Origin of the sequence: Phycicoccus jejuensis, assembly GCF_044797865.1 — a bacterium.
GTDB classification, from domain to species: domain Bacteria; phylum Actinomycetota; class Actinomycetes; order Actinomycetales; family Dermatophilaceae; genus Phycicoccus; species Phycicoccus jejuensis.
Map to the genome: position 1 here is coordinate 1,680,695 of NZ_CP085209.1, position 19,908 is coordinate 1,700,602.

Consider the following 19,908-nt stretch of genomic DNA (forward strand, 5'->3'; position numbering starts at 1 on the left):
GCGCCCTTCGCCACCGGCCGCGGCCGGCGGCGGTGGGTCAGCGGGTGAAGTGCTCCGCCGCGCGGCGCCGCACCGCGCCGCAGGTGTGCGGGTCGACGGCGACGACGAGCCCGGGCAGAAGGGAGCGCGGGCCGTACGGGGTGCCGTCGGGGTGGACGACCGAGCCGCCGGCCTCGGTGACGAGCAGCGTGCCCGGGGCGTGGTCCCAGGGGTTGGAGCGCGAGTAGACGATGTAGTCGGTCGCGCCCTCGACGAGCCGGGTGTAGTCGACGCCGCAGCACACCCACGACAGCCGCATCCTCGGCAGGCCGTCGAACGCGTGGTCGCGCAGGCTCCACATCGAGGTGACCCCCTGCGGGGCGCGGTCCTCGGGGACGGGCGTGCAGGTCATCCGCTCGCCGTCGCGGAAGGTGCCGGCACCCTTCTCGGCGACCCAGGTCCGGCCGTGCTCGGGCTGGTGGATCCACGCCCGGACGGTCTCGCCGCCGATCGTCTCGGCGATCATGACGGCGTGGTCGGGGGAGCCGTGGACGAAGTTCTTCGTGCCGTCGACCGGGTCGACGGTGAAGGCGTGCTCGGCCCCGAGGTAGCGGTCCATCAGCGCGTGGTCGGCGGCGAAGGCCTCCTCGCCGAGCACGACGGCGTCGGGGTAGGCCTCGCGCAGGCGGGCGGAGATGACCACCTCGGCCTCGCGGTCGGCGACGGTGACGAGGTCGCCGGGGTTCTTCTCCATCACCTCGCCCTCGCCGAGCGAGCGGAACCGGGGCGTGATGACCTCCGCGGCGACCTCGCGCAGGAGGTCGGCGACGGCGTCGGTCGAGAGGCCGGACATGGGGGCCACGGTTCCACACGGGACCGACGCCGGCCAAAACGACCCCACCCCCCTCAACTTTTCGGGGTCACCCCGAAATGTCCGCGAGACCCCGGCTCGGTTCCGGGGTCTCGCGGACGAACCGGGGTCTCGGACCCGCCCGGCCGGCCGTCCACCAGATCGTCGGTCGAGGTAGGTAGACAGACCATCTAGGTAGTGCCACGATGTAGTCATGACGACGGAGGAGTGGCCCACCGAGTGGCTGCGGGCCGTGCTCGGGCTCGCCGTCCTCGGGGTGCTCGACGACGCGCCCGCCCACGGCTACGCGGTCGCGCAGCGGCTGGCCGAGCGCGGGCTGGGCGACGTGCGCGGGGGGACGCTCTACCCGCTGCTCGGCCGGCTGCAGGACGCCGGCTGGGTGGAGGGCGAGTGGGAGCCCGGCACCGCCGGCCCCGGCCGCAAGGTCTTTCGCCTCACCGCCACCGGTCGCCGCCACCTGGCCGAGCAGGGCGAGCGGTGGGCCGCCTTCTGCCGCACCACCGGCGTCGTGCTGTCCCCGTCCACCGCCTCCGAGAGGACACCCCGATGAGCGAGTCCCCGTCCACCCGCCACCCCCGCGAGCTCGCCACGGCGGCGGACCCGGCCTGGGTCGACGCCTTCGTCGTCGAGCTGCGGCTGCTCGGCGTCCCGGGTGACGAGATCGGCGAGCACCTCGTCGTCCTCGACACGCACCTGCGGGAGTCGGGCGAGGCGGTCGACGAGGCCTTCGGCGACCCCCGCGAGTACGCCCGCTCGCTCGCGCCGGGGGGTGGCCCGGCCGCCGCGGTCGACCGCTCGACGGTCGCGATGGCCGTGCTCGCCCTGGTCGGGGTCGTGCTGGTACCGGCGGCGCTCGGGGCCGTGCTCGACGGCACGCGCGTCACCGTGACGCTCGGCGGGGTGCTCGCCGCCGTGCTGCTGGGCGGGGCGCTCGCGGGCCTCGTGCTGCCGGGTGCGCCGCTGCTCGCGCTGCTCGTCCGCCGCCGGTGGGTGTCCTTCCTGCTCGCGCCGGCCCTCGTGGCCCTCGGAGCCGGGCTCGTGCTGCTGCTCCCGCAGGTCCTCGTGCGGGTGCCCGCGCCCCTCGTCCTCGGGGCCGGGGCGGCCGCGGTGCTCGCCGGGTCGGTGCTGCTCGCCCGCGCCCCCGCCGACCTCGTCACCGCGCCCGGCGAGCGGGCGAGCGGTGGTGGCGGGCGGCTCCTCGGGCTCCTCGTGCTGCCGGTGTTCGCGCTCGTCGCGTGCGTGCCGGTGCTGCTGGTGCGCCTCCTCGGCTGAGTGGCGCGTCCGCGCAGGTCACGCGCGTGGGGCGGGCCTCGCGTGGGTAGGGTCGCGCCATGGCGAGGTTGCGGCGGGTGTCCCCGCGGTCGGCGGGGTGGACGCGCAAGCGGGCGGGCAAGGGCTTCTCCTACCGCGACGCCGCGGGGGAGCCGCTGCCCAAGGAGTCGGTCGAGCGCATCCGGGCCCTCGCCATCCCGCCGGCGTGGCAGGACGTGTGGATCTGCCCCCGCGAGAACGGCCACATCCAGGCGGTCGGCACGGATGCCGCGGGCCGGCGCCAGTACCTCTACCACCCGGACTGGCGCACCGCCCGCGACGAGCTGAAGTTCGACCGCGTCAAGGTCGCCGGCACCCGGCTGGCCAAGGCGCGCGAGTCGATCGTCGGTGACCTCGCCGCCGAGGGGATGCCCCTGGCGCGCGCCGCGGCGACGGCCACGCGGCTGCTCGACCTCGGTTACTTCCGGATCGGCTCCGACGCCTACACCGACGCCAACGGCTCCTTCGGGCTGACGACGCTCGAGCGCCGGCACGTGCGCCGCCGCGGCTCGGACCTCGTCTTCAGCTTCGTCGGGAAGTCGGGCATCGAGCACTCGATCTCGGTGAGCGACCCCCAGGTCATCGAGTCGCTCAACTACATGCGCAAGCGGCGCGGCGGCTCCAAGCGGCTGCTCGCCTACCGCGGCGAGGCGAAGTGGGCCGACCTGCAGGCGTCGGCGGTCAACGAGTACATCTCGACGATGGTCGCCGAGGACCTGACCGCCAAGGACTTCCGCACCTGGCACGCGACCGTGCTCGCCGCCGTCGCGCTCGCCGAGTCGCCGGAGAAGGGCGACACCGCCGCCTCCCGCCGGCGCGCGGTCAAGGCCGCCGTCGAGGAGGTGTCGGCCTACCTCGGCAACACCCCGACGATCGCCCGCAAGTCCTACATCGACCCGCGCGTCATCGACCAGTACGAGGACGGCGTGACGATCGCGGGGACGCTGCGGCGCTCCTACCCGGACGACGCCAAGCGGCAGGCGGCGATCGAGAAGGCCGTCGCTCGCCTCATCGACGGCGCCTGACCCGCCCCGCGGCGCACCCCCGGGAGCGGCGGGACGAACGCAGCCGCACCGCGCCGGTAGGCTCGCGGGCGATGAACGAGCACCCCGCGGCGCCCGAGGGCGACCCCACCCACGACGTCCTCCACGCGGCCCCCACCGAGCAGATCGACGTCCGCACCGGTGAGATGGCCGGCCGCGGCAACGACCCCGCGGCCGGCGGCCGGGCCACCCGGACCAGCGGCGGCTACGTCATCGAGGACGGGCCCGACGGCCCCGGCCCGGCGCCGTACGTCACGGTCGTCCTGCCCTGCTACAACGAGGGCGCGCACGTCCTGAAGGAGATCGACCGCATCTCCGCCGTGCTCGAGGACTCCGAGCACACCTACGAGATCCTCTGCATCGACGACGCGAGCACCGACGACACCCTCGAGGTGCTGCGCGGGGCCCAGCGGCGCTACCCCCACATCCGTGTCCTGCCCTTCCGGCGCAACGGCGGCTCCGGCACCGCGCGGCGCATCGGCACCCAGCAGGCCCGTGGCGAGATCGTCGTGTGGACCGACGCCGACATGACCTACGAGAACGAGCGCATCCCCGAGCTCGTGCGGATCCTGCGCGACGACCCGACCTACGACCAGGTCGTCGGCGCGCGCACGACCGAGGAGGGCACGCACAAGTGGGCCCGCGTGCCCGCGAAGTGGCTCATCCGCAAGATCGCCGAGTGGCTGACCAAGACCCGCATCCCCGACCTCAACTCGGGCCTGCGCGCGTTCCGCCGCGAGGTCTCGCTGCCCTACCTGCGCCTGCTGCCGGCCGGCTTCTCGTGCGTCACGACGATCACCATCGCGTTCCTGTCCAACCAGCACGACATCAAGTACGTCGAGACGAGCTACGCCAAGCGCGCCGGCGTCAGCAAGTTCCACTTCGTCGGCGACGCCTACCGCTACATCCTCCAGGTGCTGCGGATGGTCATGTACTTCGACCCGCTCAAGGTCCTCATGCCGCCGGCCCTGTGGATGGTGGCGCTCGGTCTCGTCAAGGCCGTCGTCGACATGGTGCGCCACCCGTTCTACTTCCCGGCGAGCACGGTGCTGCTCGTCGTCAGCGGCATCATGATCGCCTCCCTGGCCCTGCTCTCCGACCTCGTCGTGCGCTCGCGCGACGGTGTCTGAGGTGTCGGACAGCGCGCTGCGGGTCGCCCTCGTCGGGCCGACGCACCCGTTCAAGGGCGGTGTCGCGGCGCACACGACGAGCCTCGCCCACGAGCTCGCGGACGCCGGGCACGAGGTCACCCTCGTGTCGTGGAGCCACCTCTACCCGGCGTTCCTCTACCCGGGCGAGCAGGCCGTCCCCGGCGGCGCCCCGGACGTCGAGCCCTTCCCGCGGACGCTGCGCGTCCTGTCGTGGGCCCGCCCCGACACCTGGCTGCGCGCCGGGCACCGGCTGCGCGACGTCGACGTCGTCGTCGTCGTCCACGTCGTGCCGGCGGTCGTGCCCGCGCACCTCGCCCTCCTGCGCGCCGCGGGCGCCGGGAGCGGTCGCGGCCCGCGCGTCGTGGTCGTCGCGCACAACGTCCTGCCGCACGAGCCGGGGCCGGGGGACCGGCCGCTCGTCGGCTCCCTCCTGCGCCGCGCCGACGCGGTGCTCGTGCACTCCGACGAGCAGGCGGCCCTCGCGGCCGAGCTCGGCGCGCCCCGCGTCCGCGAGGTCGACCTGCCGCCGCACCTGCCCGGCGGCCCGCCCGAGCCCCGCCCGGAGCACGACGGACCCGTGCGCCTGCTCTCGCTCGGCATCGTCCGCGACTACAAGGGCATCGACCTGCTCCTCGAGGCGCTGCGCGAGGTCGACGGCCCGACGCTGACCGTCGCCGGCGAGCTCTGGGGGGATGCCGGCCGCCGCGTGCGCGAGCTCGCGGCGGACCCCCGGCTGCGCGGCCGCGTCGAGGTCCACGGCGGCTACGTGCCGGCCGACCGCATCGCCGGCCTGATGGCCCGCCACGACGTCGTCGTCCTGCCCTACCGGTCGGCGACGGCCTCGCAGAACGTCCTCCTGGCCCGCCGCCACGGCCGGCCGGTGCTCGCGACGAGCGTCGGCACCTTCCCGGCGCAGGTGCGCGACGGGGTCGACGGCCTCCTCGTGCCGCCGGCGGACCGCGAGGCGCTCGTGGCGGCGCTGCGCACGCTCGCCGAGCCGGGCACCGCCGACCGGCTCGCCGACGCCGTCCGCGAGCCCGACCTGTCCGGCCCCTGGGCGCACTACGTCGGAGCCCTCGAGGCGCTCGCCGCGCCGCCGGCCGTCCCCGTCGACGAGCCCGAGCCGTCCGTCGTCCCCGTCGGTCCGGTCGCCCGGGCGAAGGCCGCCGTCGCCGGCCTGCGCGCCCGTCGGCAGCCGGTCCTGACCATCGGGCCGCTCGACCTCCCCGAGGACGTCCGCGCCACCGACCTCCTCGCCGTCGACGCCGACGCCGTCCGGGCCGCGGAGGTGGCCCGCGAGCTCGGGCTGCCGCGCGCCAAGGACCCCGTCGCCGCGTGGGCCGCCCTCGGCGCCGTCGCCTCGCTCGTGCGGGTCCTCGACGACCGCTCGCGCACGGCCGTCATCGTCGACGAGTCCGGCTCGTCGAGCCCGTTCTCGCGCTGGGCGCGGGCGCTCGGCTTCGCCCCGGTCGAGCTCGAGCTCACCGGGCGGCGCGCGGCCGTCGAGGCGCTCGACGTCGACACCGCGAGCCTCGACGTCGTGGCCCGCCTGCACCCCGGGGGCTGCACCGCCGACGACGTCCAGCACGTCGTCGGGCAGGCGTCGTGGTCGCTGCGCTCCGGCGGGCTCCTGCTGCTCACGCTGCCCATCGGGGACGACGACCCCGACTTCGCGGTGCGCGCGGCCGACGTGCGCGGCATCGTCGCGCGCGCCGACGACCTCGGCCTGGCCCTCGTCGGCGACGCCGACGGCGAGGTGCTCTCGCAGATGCGCGACGCACGGGTCGCGTTCGGCGACAACGGGGCTCCCGCCTACGCGGTGCTGCGCCTGACCTTCCGGCGGAAGTGACCCCGTGAACCGCGCTCGCGTCCTCGTCGTCGTCCGCTACGGCCTGCTCGTCCTCGTCCTCGCCGCCGTCGTCTGGGCGCTGGCCGGCAGCTGGGACGAGGTCTCCCGCGAGCTCGGCCGGATGAGCGCACCCGCCATCGTGCTCGCGCTCGTCCTCACGCTCGGGGCGCCGCTGTGCACGCTCGTCGGCTGGCGCATCCTCCTCGCCGACCTCGGCACGCGGCTGCCGCTCGCCCCGGCGGCGAGCGTCTTCTTCGTCGGCCAGCTCGGCAAGTACGTGCCGGGGTCGGTGTGGACCGTCCTCGCGCAGGCCGAGATGGGGGCCAGGCTCGGGGTGCCGCGCCGCCGGATGGCCGTCACCGGCCTGCTCTCCATCGGGCTGGCCATCCTCTGCGGCAGCCTCCTCGGGGTGGTCGCCCTGCCGCGCCTGCTCGCGCGCGGCAGCTCGCCCGTCACGGCCTGGGTCGTCGTCGCGGCGGTGGTCGTCGGCGCCGTGCTGTTCTGGCCGCGCCTGCTCAACGCGATGGTCGCGCTCGGCCTGCGGGTGCTGCGCCGCGAACCGCTCGAGCACGGGCTCGGGGGCCGGGCCGTCCTCGCCACGGCCGCGTGGTTCACGGGCGCGTGGGTCTCGGCCGGCGTCGGGGTCGCGGTGCTCGTCCGCTCCCTCCAGCCCGCGGCCTCGCTCACCGACCTCGCCGTCGCCGGCGTGTGCGGCTTCGCCCTCGCGTCGGCCGCCGGCCAGCTGTCCGTGCTCGTCCCGGCGGGGGTCGGGGTGCGCGACGGTGTGCTGGCCCTCCTCCTCGTCACCTTCATGCCCCTGTCGGCCGCGACGGCGGTCGTCGTCGTGGCTCGCTTCCTCGCCATCGTGGCCGACCTCCTCGTCGCGGGCGGCGGCTGGGCGTGGGGACGTCGGCAGCACCTCCTAGGATCTGCGGGATGAGCGAGCGACCGGAGCGCGAGGAGCAGCTCGCCTACTCGGAGTCCATGGCGAAGATGCTCGACGAGCAGGCGCGCCGCCAGAAGGCGGCCAAGCTGATCGCCGTCGTCCGGCACGCCCTCGGGGTCGACACGCTCGAGGGCCTGAGCGCCGTCGACGTCGGCTGCTCGGCCGGCTTCATCGCCGACGAGCTCGCGCTGGCCGGCGCCACGACGAGCGGCGTCGACATCGACGAGCCCGGCCTCGAGAAGGCGCGCGCCCGCTTCGGCGAGCGCGTCGACTTCCGCCTCGCGCGCGGCGAGGACCTGCCGTTCGACGACGGCTCGGTCGACGTCGTCGTCCTCAACCACATCTACGAGCACGTCGTCGACCCCGAGGCGGTCGTCGCCGACATCCACCGCGTGCTGCGTCCCGGCGGGCTGCTCTACCTCGGCATCGGGCACCGCTGGCAGGTCGTCGAGCCGCACCACCGGCTGCCGTTCCTCTCGTGGCTGCCGCAGCGGGCCGCCGACCGCTACATGCGCCTCACCGGCAAGGGCGAGACGTACTACGAGCACTACTACTCGCCGGCCGGGCTGCGCCGCCTCTTCGCGGCCTACGACGTCTGGGACTACACGCTGCCGGTCCTCGCCGATCCCGCTGCCTTCTCCGCCGGCGACAACGTGCCCGGATGGGCCGCTCGTGTGCCCGAGCCTGTCCTCGCCGCCGCCCTTCCGCTGGTCCCCACGTACGTCTGGGCGGCCTTCAAGGGCGCCGCGCGGCCGGCCGGACCCCCGCTGCGCGTGGCGCCGCGCCACGTGGGCTGATGTCCGCCGAGGGCGCGCTCCGGGTCGTGCGCACCGCACGGCCGGTGCCGCTCGGTGCGGTCGTCGGCATCTTCCGGCGCGGTGGGGGCGACCCCACGAGCCGTCGCGACGACGGTGGCTGGTGGTTCGCCTGGCGCACCCCCGACGGCCCGGTCACGCTGCGGCTCACCGCTCCCGGCGGCGCGTCCGACGAGGTCACCGCGCGGGCGTGGGGGAGCGGCGCGGGCTGGATGCTCGAGCAGGTGCCGGCGCTGCTCGGCGAGGACGACGACGTGGCGGGCTTCGACGCCTCGCTCCACCCGCTCGTCGCGCAGGAGTGGCGTCGCCGCCCCGGGTGGCGCGTGCCCCGCTCGGGCCTGGTCGTGCAGAACCTCGTGCCGTCGGTCATCGAGCAGAAGGTCACCGGCAAGGAGGCCTTCGCGGGGTACCGCCGGCTGGTCCGCCGCTTCGGTGAGCCCGCGCCCGGCCCGGGTGAGGAGCTGGGCCTGGCCGTCGCCCCCACGCCGGCCGGCTGGGCGTCGGTGCCGTCGTGGGAGTGGCTGGCCGCCGGCGTCGACCCCCAGCGCTCGCGGACGGTCTCGGCGGCCGTCCGCTACGCCGGCCGGCTCGAGGAGTGCGTCGGGATGCCGGTCGAGGCGGCGCGCGCCCGCATCACGGCGCTGCCGGGCATCGGCCGGTGGACGTGGGCCGAGGTCGCGCAGCGGGCGCTCGGCCTGCCGGACGAGGTGAGCTTCGGCGACTACCACGTCGCCAAGGACATGACCTGGGCGCTGACCGGCACCCCGCAGGACGACGACGCCCTCGCCGAGCTGCTCGAGCCGTGGCGCGGGCACCGCTACCGGGTCCAGCGCCTCCTCGAGCTCGGCGGCCACCACCGGCCGCGCCGCGGGCCGCGGATGACGCTGCCGACCCACCTGCCCACCAGGGGCCGCTGAGCGGGGCGGGCGTCGTCAGGTGAGGCGCAGGGTGGTCGAGGACGGGCCGCGGGCGACGACCTCGGCGTGCAGGTCCTCGCTCGCCGCGGCGACCTGCGCGCGGGTGACCAGCCGGCCGAGGTCGTAGGGGTCGGGCGCGGCGAGGACGAGCTCTGCGGCCTCGTCGGTGACGTCGACGTCGGCCGAGCCGTCCTCGACGTCGTGCAGCGCGAGCGCCACGACGCGACCGACCCGGTCGGCGAGAGGCTCCGGTGCGACGGAGCGCAGCCCGACGTCCGTGGAGTCGCGCGACCCGGGGGCGACCCCCAGCGCGGCCCGCACGGCCTCGACGTGGCCGAGGGCGAACCAGTCGCCCGGGCCGGTGCGGACGAGTGCCGCAGCGCCGTCGGCCGGCGCGGCGAACCACAACGCCGGGAGGCCGCGCACGAGCGCCGCGGGCACGCCGTCGGCCTTGCCCTTGACGAGGTCCGCGGCCGCGGCGACCTCGTCGGCCACCGCGCGGGCCGTGACGGCGAGGGGGCGGCCGTCGTGGTCGACCCTGCCGCGCAGGTCGTCGAGGACGGCGAGGCCGGCCGCGCCGAGCGCGAAGTCCGTCTGGCCGGCGCGCCACGGGCGACCGGCGGTGTCGGACAGGACGATCCCCAGCGCGCGCCGGGGGAGGGTGCCACCGGCCGCCGCGAGCAGCGCGTCGCGGAGCCGGGTCGCCTCGGCGTCCGGCTGCTCCGGGAGCAGCAGCACCGCACCGGTCGGCCCGGTGTTGGAGGCGTCCACCCCGGCCGCCGCCATGACCGGCCCGGCCGCGGACTCGACGACGCGGGTGACCCCGGTGGCCCCGGCCCGCTCGGCGACGACCCGCCGGGTGTGCGCGGCGACCGCGTCGGCCCGCTCACCGGGCCACGTCATCCCACTGGCCTTGGAGACGACCTTGCTCGAGACGACGAGGCAGTCACCGTCCGACAGCACCAGCCCGGACGCCTCGAGCGCCGCGAGGAGCAGCGCCGCGAGGTCGTCACCCGCCCGGACCTCGGGCAGTCCGGCGAGCGGGTGGACCTCGACGGCCCCCTCGCTCACGCCGTGACCGAGGACGCGAGCCGCAGCGCGTGCGCCGCGATGCGCGCCGTCGCGTCGACGTCGGACATGAGGAGCGGCCCGTCGAAGACCTCGACCCGCGCACGGGCCAGCGTGGTGCCGGCGTCGGCGGGGTCGACGAGCCAGGCGTCGAGGAAGTCCTCGTAGAGGCCGCCGACGGCCGCGGCGTTGGCCGGCACGCCGATGGCCTCGAGGCACGCGTCGGCGTGACCCCGCACGGGGCGGCCGGAGATGAGCGGCGAGACGCCGACGACGGGGGCGGTGGTGCCGCGCAGGGCGTCCCGCACACCGGGCACGCCGAGGACGATGCCGATCGAGACCACGGGGTTGCTCGGCGGCAGGAGCACGACGTCGGCCTGCCGGATGGCAGCGAGGACCCCCGGCGCGGCCGCGGCGCGGTCCAGCCCCGCGACGACGAAGCGGCGCGCCGGCACCGACGCCTGGTGGCGGACCCACCACTCCTGGAAGTGGATCGCGCGCTCGCCGTCTCCCTCGTCGACGACGACGTGCGTCTCGACCGGGGTGTCGGTCATCGGCAGGAGCGTGATGCGCTGCTCGGGCAGCCCCCAGCGCGCGGCGAGCCGCGCGGTGACCTCGGACAGGCTCAGGCCCTGGCCCAGCCACTGCGAGCGGACGACGTGCGTCCCGAAGTCGCGGTCGCCGAGCGCGAACCACTGCGGCTGCGCACCGTAGGCGGCGAGCTCGGACTGCACGCGGTGGCTCTCGTCGGCGCGTCCCCACCCCTGCGCCTCGTCGATGCCGCCGCCGAGCGTGTAGAGGAGGGTGTCGACGTCGGGGGAGACCCGCAGCCCGAAGAGGGTGATGTCGTCCCCGGTGTTGGCGACGACGGTGACCTCGGTGTCCTCGAGGCCGGGGGTGGTGTCGAGGTGGTGCCGCAGGCCCCGGACGAACCGGGCCCCGCCGACGCCACCGGCGAGAGCCGTGATGCGCATGGGCGCCAGTCTCTCAGCCCGTCGCCGCCGGACCGGCGGCGGACCACGACCGGTCGTGCACGGGGCGGTCGCGGACGTCACGCGCCTTTCGCCGCGTCAGTCCCGTACCACAGGCACCGGATCACGGGAAATCCACTCGATAACACCGTTTGGCTTGACGTGCGTGGCATGACACGCGTGTAATTCCATGCATGTACTCCGGGGTGACCGGCCGGGGTGCACGGGTCGAGGTCGAGGAGGAAGCATGATGCACGAGCTCTTTCTGGTCGAGGGGATGCTCGGCTCACCGGAGCCGGACGAGGGGGCCCTGTCGTGGCAGGAGCGGTCGCTCTGCGCCCAGACCGACCCCGAGGCGTTCTTCCCCGAGAAGGGCGGCTCCACCCGCGAGGCCAAGAAGGTCTGCGTCTCGTGCGAGGTGCGCTCCGAGTGCCTCGAGTACGCGCTCGGCAACGACGAGCGCTTCGGCATCTGGGGCGGCCTGTCCGAGCGCGAACGCCGCAAGCTGAAGAAGCGCGCCGTCTGACGAGGGGTCTCCCCTCGTCGCAGGCCCCGCTCGGATGACGCTCGCCCCACCCCGTCCCGTGGACACCGCCCCGCCCGCCGGCGCCGGTGCGGTGCGCCCCGTCGTCACGGCGGTCGTCGTGACCCACCGCGACCCCTCGGGTCTCGGCCGCCTCCTCGACGCCCTCCTCGCGCAGACCCAGCGCCCGGACGACGTCCTCCTCGTCGACCGCACGGGCGGTGCCGCGGTCCCCGACCCCGACGGCGTCGGCGACGTGACGGTGACCTCCCTCGTCGACCGGCTGCGCTCGCGCCACGACGTCGCGGTCCGGGTCGTCGCCGCCGACGGCCGGGCGCCCGTGCGCCGGGTCGTGCACCGCGCCGTCCTCGACACCCTCGGCGACCGCTCGCACCTGCTCTGGCTGCTGCCGGTGGGGACCACCCCCGAGCCCGCGGCCCTCGTCCGCCTCGTCGACGCCTGGCGCCGCTCGCCCTCGACCGGCATCGTCGGTCCCAAGCACGTCGACGCCGAGGCGCCGCACCGCCTGCGCGCGCTGTCCATCCGCACGACCCGCGGCGGGCGCCTGCTCGCGCGCCCGCTGCCCGGCGAGCCCGACCAGGGACAGTACGACACGACGAGCGACGTCCTCGCCGTCCCGTTCGCCGGATCCCTCGTCGAGCGCGAGCTCCTCGTCGACCTGCGCGGCTGGGAGACCTCGTTCGGTGACGTCGGGGCCGACCTCGACCTCGGCTGGCGCGCCCAGCTGAGCGGCCGCCGGGTCGTCGTCGTCCCCTCCTCCCGGATGCGCTCGGCCCCCGGCGTCGCGGTCGCCACCGCCTCCACCGCCGCCCGCCGCCGCGCCGCCCGCCGCGTCGCGCTGGCCCGCGCGCCCTGGTGGTGGTCGCCGGTCCTCGTCGTCTGGGTGGCCCTGACCTCCGTCGTCGCCGCCGTCGGGCTGCTGCTCCTCAAGCGGCCGCGCAGCGCGTGGGCCGAGCTCGGCGCCCTCACCTCGCTCGACCCGGTGCGCGGCCTGCGCTCGAAGTGGCGCACCCGCCACCGCGCCGCGGTCCGGCGCCGCGACCTCGCCGCGGTCTTCGAGCCGCGGCGGGCCGTCCTCACCTCGTGGGGCGACAGCGTCCACCACGCGCTGCTCCCGCCACAGGCCCCCATCGGGGACGCCGCCGCCGACCTCAACCCCCGCTCGTGGCTGGTCCGCGTCCTGCGCCACCCGGCCGTCGTCGCCGTCCTCGCCGCACTGGCCGTCACCGTGGCGGCCGGGCGCACCCTCGGTCTCGGCGTCGTCACCGGCCTGGGCTCCGGGCTGTCCGGTGGCGAGCTCGTCGGCGCCCGGGCGACCGCCGCCGGCCTGTGGCACTCCTGGCGCGACGGCTGGAGCGGCAGCGGCCTCGGCGGCCCCGAGCAGGCCGGCCCGGCCGCGGCGCTGCTCGCCGGGCCCGCGTGGCTCGTCGCGCACCTGCCGATGGTCCCCGTGCCCGCCTCGCCGGCCGGGCTCGTCGTCGGCCTCGTCCTGCTCCTCGCGATGCCGCTCGGCGCCCTCTCCGCCTACCTGATGCTGCGCCCGGTCACCTCCCGGCGCTGGCTGCGGACCCTCGGCGCGCTGGCCTGGGCCACCTCCGGCCCGGCCGCGGCGGGCGTCGCCCAGGGCCGGCTCGGCGCCGCCGTCGCCCTCGTCCTCCTCCCGGCGGTCGCCGGTGGGCTGGCCCTGCTCGCCGCCCGCCGCGCCACCGCCACCAGCGCCTTCGCCACGGCGCTCGCGCTCGTCGTCCTCGGCGCGTTCGCGCCGGTGCTCGCCGCGCTCGGGGTGCTTGCCGCGCTCGTCCTCGCGCTCGTGCGCCGGGGCTCGCGCACCGCGGCGCTCGTCACGGCACTCGTCCCGGCGGCGGTGCTCGCGCCGTGGGTGGCCGCGGCCGGCGCCGTCTCGTGGCCGGCCGTCGTCGCCGGCTCCGGGCTCGCCGCGTGGGGCGGGGAGCCGCTCCCCGCGTGGCGCACCGCCCTGCTCGACGCCGGCGGCGCCGGCGCCCCCCTGTGGTGGACGGCCGCCCCCTTCGTCGCCGTCGCGGTGCTCGCCCTCGGGGCCGGCCGGCGCCGCCGCGGTGGCGCCGCCACGCTCGCGGTGCTCGTCCCGCTGCTGCTCGCGGTGGCCCTCGCCGCGCCCCGGGTGCGGCTGGGCACGGTCCCCGCCGGGCTGCCGGCCGCGGGGCAGCCCATCACCCCGTGGGCCGGGACGCTGCTGCTGCCGCTCGTGCTCGTGCTGGTCCTCGCGCTCGTCCGCGGCCTCGACGGCCTGCCGCTGCGCGGCCTGCAGGGTGCGCGCCGGGCCGGGGCCTGGACGGTCCTCGGGGCCGGCGTCGCGACGGTCGCGCTCCTGGCCGGTGGGATCGTCGCCGGCGGGCTGGGGCGCCTCCTCGGCCCGTGGAGCGACCCCCGCCCCGCCGTGGCCGTCGACCAGTCCGAGGGAGCCTTCGCGACCCGCTCGCTCTTCGTCGTGCCGGGCAACCGCGGGGCCGGCTACCGCTTCGTCGGCCGTGAGGACGCCACGCTCGTGCGCGGCCTGCCCGTCGCCTCCTCCGCCGACGCCGCCGTCTCCGGCGACGTCACCGCCCTCCTCGGGGCCGTCCCCGGCAGCGAGGCCCTCGTCCGCGACACCGCGGCCGACCTCCTCGCGGTCCGGGGCGAGCAGGTCCCGGAGGTCGTGCGCCGCCTCGACGCCACCGACGGCCTCCAGCGGATCTCGCCGCGGGCGGGCTGGGAGCTGTGGCGGCTCAGCCCCTCCGGCACCGACTCGGAGGCGCTCGTCGCGTCGCCGCGGCTGCGGATGGAGACCCCCGACGACGTCCGCCTCGTCGTCGCCACCGGCGCCCACGGCGCGACCGTGACGGCGCTCGACGCCCCGAAGGGCAGCCGCCTCGTCGTCGCCGAGCCGACCGGCTGGGCCGAGCACGCGGTCGTCGAGGTCGACGGCCGCGTCCTCACCGCGGTCGACGGCGAGCCGACCCCCACCTACGAGCTGCCGGCCGGCCGCGGGGAGCTGACCATCACCCTCACCGACCCGCAGCGCTGGTGGCACCTCGGGCAGCTGCTCGCGGTCGCCGTGCTCGCCTTCCTCGCCGTGCCCTTCGGCCGGCGCGAGAGCCGGGTGGGGGAGCGATGAGCCGCCTCTCGGCGCTGCGCCCCGCCGTCCCCGGCACCGTGCGCGTCCTGCTCGCGGCCGGCGCCGCGGCCGGCCTCGTGTGGGGCGCCACGGCGCGTCCGTACACCCTCGACCTCGCGCAGGCCAGCGGGGTCGCCGAGGCCCCCGTCGCCCCGACCAGCCTCGCGACGAGCGTCGACGCGATGTGCCCCGGGCCCGAGCTGACCGGCGTCGCCGGCGTCGCCGACGTCCGCCCCGCGGGCCGCGTGAGCGCCGTCGCGGGACCGGCCGAGCTGCTGCCCGTGCCCGCGACCGGGGCCGGCAGCGCCCGCGCGACCGGCGGGTCGGTCCCGATCGCGACCCTCTCGGGACGCTCCTCGCGCAGCACCGGCGCCCTGCCCCGCAGCGGTCCCGTGGCCCTGCGGGCCCAGGGCTCGCTCGCGCCGGCGGTCACCGCGACGCAGGAGTGGTCGAGCACCAGCGCCGACCTGCGCGGCCTGGTGACCACGCCGTGCCGCACCGCCGCCACGGACCTCTGGCTGCTCGGCGGCGGCGCCGGACCCGGGCGCCTCGAGCGGCTCGTCCTCGCCAACCCCGGCGGCAACCCCGTGACCGCCGACGTCACCGTCCACGGCGCCGAGGGGCCGGTCGGCCCGGCACGCACCGAGACGGTGCCCCCGGGCGGTCGCACGACCCTCCTCCTCGACGCCGTCGCCGCGGACGAGAAGACCCCCGCCGTGCACGTCGTCGCCGACGGTGGCGGGCTCACGGCCTTCCTGTCCGACACGTGGATCGAGGGGACGACCCCGCTCGGCGCCGAGACCACCGTGCCGACGGCCGACCCCTCGACCGTGCAGGTCGTGCCCGCCGCGCTGCTCGGGGGCCGGGCCACGCTGCGCGTCGCCACCCCCGGCGGGGACGAGGCGGTGGCCAGCGTCACCCTCCTCGGCCGTGACGGGCCCGTGACGACGAGCGCCGACACCGTCCTCACCGTCGGCGCCGAGGGCGTGGCCGAGCTGCCCCTGCCGGCGGTGCCGGCGGGCACGTACGCGGTGGTCGTCCGCTCCGACGTGCCGGTCGTCGCCGGGGTGCTCACCCGGGTCGGGGACCCGGAGGGCGCCGGCGACATCGGCTGGGCGGTCTCGGGGCCGGTCGTCGACGAGGTCGCGGGCCTGGCCCTGCCGCCGACGCCCGGGGTGTCCCGCACCCTGCACCTCGTGAGCACCGGCGGCGCGAGCACCGCCGACGTCACCGTCGTCGTCGACGGCGAGTCGCGCACCCGGACCGTCTCGCTCCTCGCCGACCGGTCCGCCGACGTCGACCTCGCCGGCGCCGCGTCGGTCTGGGTCGAGCGGACGGACGGGTCGGGGGCGCTGCGCGGCGGCGTGGTGTCGACCTCCGGCTCCTCCGCCCAGCAGCTGCTCTCGGAGGTGCCCCTGGCGCCGACCGACGTCACCTCACCCGTCAGCCGCGCCTTCCCGCTGCCCTGACCGGTCAGGCGTCGGGGTCGACCTCCGGGTCGAGCTCGTGCGCCGGCACACCGAGGAGCGCCGCCACCTGCTCGGTGACGACCTCGCGCACGATGTCGGCGAGGTCGAGGTCGTCGTGGGCCCGGGCCTCGACGGGGCGGCGGTAGACGACGACGCGGTCGGTGCGCGCGGCCGTGGCCCGCATAAGACGGCCGAGCGGCGCCACCTGCTCGTCCCACGGCGCGGGGTCGGTCGGGGGGACCTCCTGCACCGCGAACTCCGTTCCCGCGTAGCGGTTCCCCAGGTGGGGGCGCAGGCGGTCCGCGGCGTCGAGGACGAGGTCGTCGAAGCGCTCGCGGCGGCTGGCCATCACGGGGACGGTCGGCCAGGCGAGGGGGCCCCGGGGGCCCCGCCCGTGGCGGTCGCGGCGGCGTGGGCTCACCCGGTCGATGCTACGGCGTGCCTCCGCGGGCGGGTGGCAGGCACGGTTAGAGTCTCGGTGTGAACCTGTCGCGAAAGTGCACGAAGACCGGCTGCCGCCAGCCGGCGGTCGCGACGCTCACCTACGCCTACTCCGACCGCGCCGCCGTCCTCGGCCCGCTCGCCACCTACGCCGAGCCGCACACCTACGACCTGTGCGCCGAGCACGCGACCCGCCTCACCGCCCCCCGGGGCTGGGAGGTCCTGCGCCTGGCCACGGAGTACCCCGACCCCGAGCCGTCGTCGGACGACCTTCTCGCCCTGGCCGACGCGGTCCGCGAGGCCGGTCGTCCGCGGCCCGCGGCCGCCCCGGTGACCCCCGAGGCGCCCGTCACCGGTGAGGTCGCGCGGCGCGGCCACCTGCGGATACTGCGGGGCAGCGCCGAGGCCTGAGACGCTCGGGGACGCCGGCGCGCGCCGCGTCCTCACCCGGCCGGTCCGACCTCCTCGGCCGTTCGGCCCCTCCCGTCCTCGGAGCCGTTCCGGTCGCGGCCGAGCGCGCCTAGCGTCGGCAGCGCCCACACCGCTCGCAGGGAAAGGGGCCCTCTGTGGCACGCCCGCGCCTCCGCCTCGCTCGAGGCTGCCCCGGACCGGGCCCCGACGCCCGGGACGAGCGCGGTGCGGTCGCCCTCGAGGCCGCCATCGTCTTCCTCTTCCTCTTCGCCATCCTCGCCGGCGTCATCGACCTGTCGATGTACTTCAAGGACGCCTACTCGGTCTCGACGGGCGCGCGGGCCGGGGCCCGGATGGCCTCCGCCGACCCCCTCAACGCGACGTTCACGCGCTCCGCGGCCACGCAGGCCGCCTCGGCGCTCACCGACCTGCGCTGGCAGGACGTCACGGAGATCTGGGTCTACAAGGCCAACGTCGGCACGACCTCGGTCCTCGCGACGCCGGCGGTGTGCGCCGTCAACTGCGTGAAGTTCACCCTCACCGGTCCCGGCACGCCGAGCGCCGGCACCGGGACCTGGCTCACCCGCAACGCCTGCTCGGGCACGCTCGCCGCCGTCGACAGCGTCGGGGTGCGGGTCGTCTACCGGCACAAGGCGTCGGTGATGTTCGCCAACAACGCGCTCATCACCGAGGACGTCGTCATGCGCCTGGAGCAGATCCCCTCGACGCAGCCGTGCATCGGGACGGGGCCGTGATGCGCCGACGGCCGCGCGGCGAGCGCGGTGCGGTGGCGGTCGAGGCGGCGCTCGTCACGCCGATGTTCATCCTCCTCGTCGTCGGCATCATCGAGTTCGGGATGTTCTTCAAGGACTACCTCTCCGTCGCGGACGCCGTGCGGGCCGGTGTGCGCACCGCGTCGGCCGAGCCGCGGATCAGCACCTACGCCCAGGACGCCGCCGACAGCGTCGCGGCCGAGGGCACGGCCTTCAACCGCGGCCAGGTGCAGGAGCTCTGGGTCTACAAGGCGAACACGGCCAACCAGTATCCGGCCGGCACGAGCAGCTTCGCCGGCGGGTGCACGACCTGCGTCAAGTTCCGCTGGAACGGCACCCGCTTCGCACCGACCTACTCCAACTGGGCGGCCATCAACCAGAAGGCGTGCTCCTACAACCCACCCGACCGCATCGGGGTGTACCTCAAGACGCGGCACAACGCGTTCACGAAGTTCGTCTTCAGCTCCATCACCATCGAGGAGTCAGCCGTGCTGCGCTTCGAGCCCATGCCCCAGACGCAGGGGTGCGAGTGATGTCCCGCCCGCTGCGCCGACGTCAGCGCGACGAGCGCGGCTACGTTGCCGTCGTCTCGGGGCTGCTGCTCATCGTCCTGCTCGGGTTCTCGGCCTTCGCGGTCGACGTCGGCCACTGGTACCTCGAGGGCCAGCGCGCCCAGCGGGCCGCCGACGCCGCCGCGCTCGCCGGCGTCACGAAGCTCCCCGACGACCGGTTCGGCGCCTACGCGGAGGCGCAGCGGTACGCCGCCACGAACGGGTTCACCAACGGGGTCAACCGGGCCGTGGTCTCCCCGTCGCTGGCCGGTGGCTCGACGCGCCTGCGCGTCGACGTCGACTCGACCGTCACCAACTTCTTCGGCGGGTTCCTCGGGCTGGGGGCGACGAAGGTCTCGCGCCACGCGACGGCGGAGTTCGCCGGCCCGGTGCCGCTCGGCAGCCCCTGCAACCACTTCGGGGACGACCCCGAGGTCGGCTCGACCGGGAGCTCCAACTGCGACAACACGGGGGCCTTCTGGGCCAACGTCGGCAGCATCCCGGCCAACAAGCAGAGCGGCGACGCCTTCCAGAACGACTACTGCACCAGCTCGACGTCGGACGGGTGCACCAATGGCGACAACGCCGACTACGAGCCGAACGGGCACGTCTTCACCGTCACCGTCCGCCAGTCCGTGAAGAACCTGACGATCGAGGCGTTCGACCCGGCCTTCGTCGCCGTGGGCGACCTCTGTGACCTCTCGACGGCGAAGCTACCGCAGGCCGCGGCGCTGGCCGCAGCCGACACCTACGTCAGCAACCCCGCGCAGCGGTACGCGAAGGGCAACACGTCCCCGTGGTGCACCGGCGACCAGCCGTTCACCACCGGGGCCAAGCCCAAGACCGAGTTCGTCATCAAGGGGCCGGCCGGCAACCCCTGGGAGCCGACGGCGTGGCCGACCCTCAACACCGCGAGCTGCAAGCCCCGCACCTTCGGCGGCTACAACGAGGACCTCTCCCTCGCCCTCAAGAAGAACTCGGCGCAGAACCTCGCCAACCCGGAGATCGCCGAGACCTTCCGTCGCTGGGTCACGCTGTGCACCATCCCGGGCACGGTCCAGCCGGGGACCTACTCCATCCAGGTCCACACGAACGGGCTCGGCAGCGACACCCAGAGCGGCCACAACCGGTTCTCGCTGCGGGCCTACGGCACGAGCGGTGGCGACAAGGACAAGATCGCCGTCGCGGGCTACTCGCAGATGGTCCTCTACGCCAACATCCCGAGCACCACCTCCAAGTTCTTCCTCGCCCGCGTGCCGAGCAACTCGAGCGGCCAGTTCTTCAACGTCAACCTCTTCGACATCGGCGACGGCGCGGTGGCCGGCAGCACCGTCAAGGTGGTGCCGCCGAGCGAGACCGGTGGGTCCTTCAGCGGCTGCAAGGGCAAGGGCATCACCAACGGCAACCTCGTCGACTGCACCATCGCGGTGAGCAGCATCTACAACGGCCGCTGGCAGACCATCACCGTCCCGATCCCGTCGACGTACTCGTGCACCGACTCCTCGCCGAGCGGGTGCTGGGTGCGCCTGGAGTTCAACTACGGCGCGGGCTCGCAGCCCGCCGACACGACGTCGTGGAGCGCCACGCTCGACGGCGACCCCATCCGCCTGGTGGAGTGACCTCGCCCGCGGCCTTCCCGCGGGGCGTGCTCACGTAGGCTCGGGC

Annotated in this window: 19 protein-coding genes; 15 read left to right on the plus strand and 4 right to left on the minus strand. The window is 75.9% G+C overall.

The window, feature by feature from the left end; all coding sequences use genetic code 11:
- Positions 1–37: 37 nt before the first annotated feature.
- Positions 38–832: an inositol monophosphatase family protein gene (locus tag LG324_RS07905; RefSeq protein WP_404352848.1), complete on the minus strand. Its 795-nt coding sequence runs from the start codon at positions 830–832 to the stop codon at positions 38–40.
- Positions 833–1,043: 211 nt separating this feature from the next.
- On the opposite strand from LG324_RS07905, the gene LG324_RS07910 reads away from it, so the two are divergent.
- The 8 genes from LG324_RS07910 to LG324_RS07945 all read left to right on the plus strand — a co-directional run bounded on the left by LG324_RS07910 (position 1,044) and on the right by LG324_RS07945 (position 8,882).
- Entirely contained in the window at positions 1,044–1,400 is a 357-nt protein-coding gene (locus LG324_RS07910) for a PadR family transcriptional regulator (RefSeq protein WP_404352849.1), read from the plus strand.
- Entirely contained in the window at positions 1,397–2,122 is a 726-nt protein-coding gene (locus tag LG324_RS07915; protein ID WP_404352850.1) for a hypothetical protein, read from the plus strand. Before LG324_RS07910 ends, LG324_RS07915 begins: the two co-directional genes overlap by 4 nt.
- A gap of 77 nt (positions 2,123–2,199) precedes the next feature.
- A complete protein-coding gene (locus LG324_RS07920; protein ID WP_242525770.1) occupies positions 2,200–3,186 on the plus strand; it encodes a DNA topoisomerase IB in 987 nt (328 codons plus the stop codon).
- Positions 3,187–3,257: 71 nt separating this feature from the next.
- The gene (locus LG324_RS07925) at positions 3,258–4,334 is read left to right on the plus strand and encodes a glycosyltransferase family 2 protein (protein WP_404352851.1); all 1,077 of its coding nucleotides are present in this window, start codon (positions 3,258–3,260) and stop codon (positions 4,332–4,334) included.
- A gap of 1 nt (position 4,335) precedes the next feature.
- Positions 4,336–6,204 (plus strand): glycosyltransferase, encoded by a 1,869-nt coding sequence (locus LG324_RS07930; RefSeq protein ID WP_404352852.1) that lies wholly within the window; start codon positions 4,336–4,338, stop codon positions 6,202–6,204.
- Between the two features lie 4 nt (positions 6,205–6,208).
- Complete coding sequence (locus LG324_RS07935) at positions 6,209–7,144, plus strand: lysylphosphatidylglycerol synthase domain-containing protein (protein WP_404352854.1); 936 nt, start codon at positions 6,209–6,211, stop codon at positions 7,142–7,144.
- Positions 7,141–7,947 carry a class I SAM-dependent methyltransferase gene (locus LG324_RS07940; RefSeq protein ID WP_207022667.1) on the plus strand — a complete coding sequence of 269 codons (807 nt, stop codon included), beginning with the start codon at positions 7,141–7,143 and terminating at the stop codon, positions 7,945–7,947. The genes LG324_RS07935 and LG324_RS07940 overlap by 4 nt, the downstream gene beginning before the upstream one ends.
- The gene (locus LG324_RS07945; protein ID WP_207022668.1) at positions 7,947–8,882 is read left to right on the plus strand and encodes a DNA-3-methyladenine glycosylase; all 936 of its coding nucleotides are present in this window, start codon (positions 7,947–7,949) and stop codon (positions 8,880–8,882) included. The genes LG324_RS07940 and LG324_RS07945 overlap by 1 nt, the downstream gene beginning before the upstream one ends.
- Before the next feature lie 15 nt (positions 8,883–8,897).
- Here the strand turns inward: LG324_RS07945 and cofE are convergent, their stop codons facing one another.
- Both cofE and cofD read right to left on the minus strand, forming a co-directional pair.
- Positions 8,898–9,953, minus strand: coding sequence for a coenzyme F420-0:L-glutamate ligase (gene cofE, locus LG324_RS07950; protein WP_404352855.1), 1,056 nt, complete (start codon positions 9,951–9,953; stop codon positions 8,898–8,900).
- Positions 9,950–10,924, minus strand: a complete 975-nt coding sequence (gene cofD / locus LG324_RS07955) for a 2-phospho-L-lactate transferase (protein WP_404352856.1) — start codon at positions 10,922–10,924, stop codon at positions 9,950–9,952. The genes cofE and cofD overlap by 4 nt, the downstream gene beginning before the upstream one ends.
- A gap of 247 nt (positions 10,925–11,171) precedes the next feature.
- On the opposite strand from cofD, the gene LG324_RS07960 reads away from it, so the two are divergent.
- The 3 genes from LG324_RS07960 to LG324_RS07970 are packed head-to-tail and all read left to right on the plus strand — an operon-like array spanning position 11,172 to position 16,067.
- Positions 11,172–11,447, plus strand: coding sequence for a WhiB family transcriptional regulator (locus tag LG324_RS07960; protein ID WP_030527629.1), 276 nt, complete (start codon positions 11,172–11,174; stop codon positions 11,445–11,447).
- A gap of 58 nt (positions 11,448–11,505) precedes the next feature.
- Positions 11,506–14,598, plus strand: a complete 3,093-nt coding sequence (locus LG324_RS07965) for a hypothetical protein (RefSeq protein WP_404352857.1) — start codon at positions 11,506–11,508, stop codon at positions 14,596–14,598.
- Positions 14,595–16,067 carry a DUF5719 family protein gene (locus LG324_RS07970; RefSeq protein ID WP_404352858.1) on the plus strand — a complete coding sequence of 491 codons (1,473 nt, stop codon included), beginning with the start codon at positions 14,595–14,597 and terminating at the stop codon, positions 16,065–16,067. The genes LG324_RS07965 and LG324_RS07970 overlap by 4 nt, the downstream gene beginning before the upstream one ends.
- 4 nt (positions 16,068–16,071) lie before the next feature.
- Here LG324_RS07970 and LG324_RS07975 read toward each other — a convergent pair whose 3' ends face one another.
- Positions 16,072–16,488, minus strand: a complete 417-nt coding sequence (locus LG324_RS07975; RefSeq protein ID WP_404352859.1) for a metallopeptidase family protein — start codon at positions 16,486–16,488, stop codon at positions 16,072–16,074.
- A 59-nt stretch (positions 16,489–16,547) separates the two neighbouring features.
- Here LG324_RS07975 and LG324_RS07980 point away from each other — a divergent pair, with 59 nt between their 5' ends.
- The 4 genes from LG324_RS07980 to LG324_RS07995 all read left to right on the plus strand — a co-directional run bounded on the left by LG324_RS07980 (position 16,548) and on the right by LG324_RS07995 (position 19,862).
- Positions 16,548–16,919, plus strand: a complete 372-nt coding sequence (locus LG324_RS07980) for a DUF3499 domain-containing protein (protein ID WP_404352860.1) — start codon at positions 16,548–16,550, stop codon at positions 16,917–16,919.
- A gap of 155 nt (positions 16,920–17,074) precedes the next feature.
- Entirely contained in the window at positions 17,075–17,674 is a 600-nt protein-coding gene (locus LG324_RS07985; RefSeq protein WP_404352861.1) for a TadE/TadG family type IV pilus assembly protein, read from the plus strand.
- A complete protein-coding gene (locus tag LG324_RS07990) occupies positions 17,674–18,225 on the plus strand; it encodes a TadE/TadG family type IV pilus assembly protein (protein ID WP_051750352.1) in 552 nt (183 codons plus the stop codon). Before LG324_RS07985 ends, LG324_RS07990 begins: the two co-directional genes overlap by 1 nt.
- On the plus strand, positions 18,225–19,862 hold the full coding sequence (locus tag LG324_RS07995; RefSeq protein WP_404352863.1) for a pilus assembly protein TadG-related protein: 1,638 nt from the start codon (positions 18,225–18,227) through the stop codon (positions 19,860–19,862). The genes LG324_RS07990 and LG324_RS07995 overlap by 1 nt, the downstream gene beginning before the upstream one ends.
- The last annotated feature ends 46 nt before the right edge of the window (positions 19,863–19,908 follow it).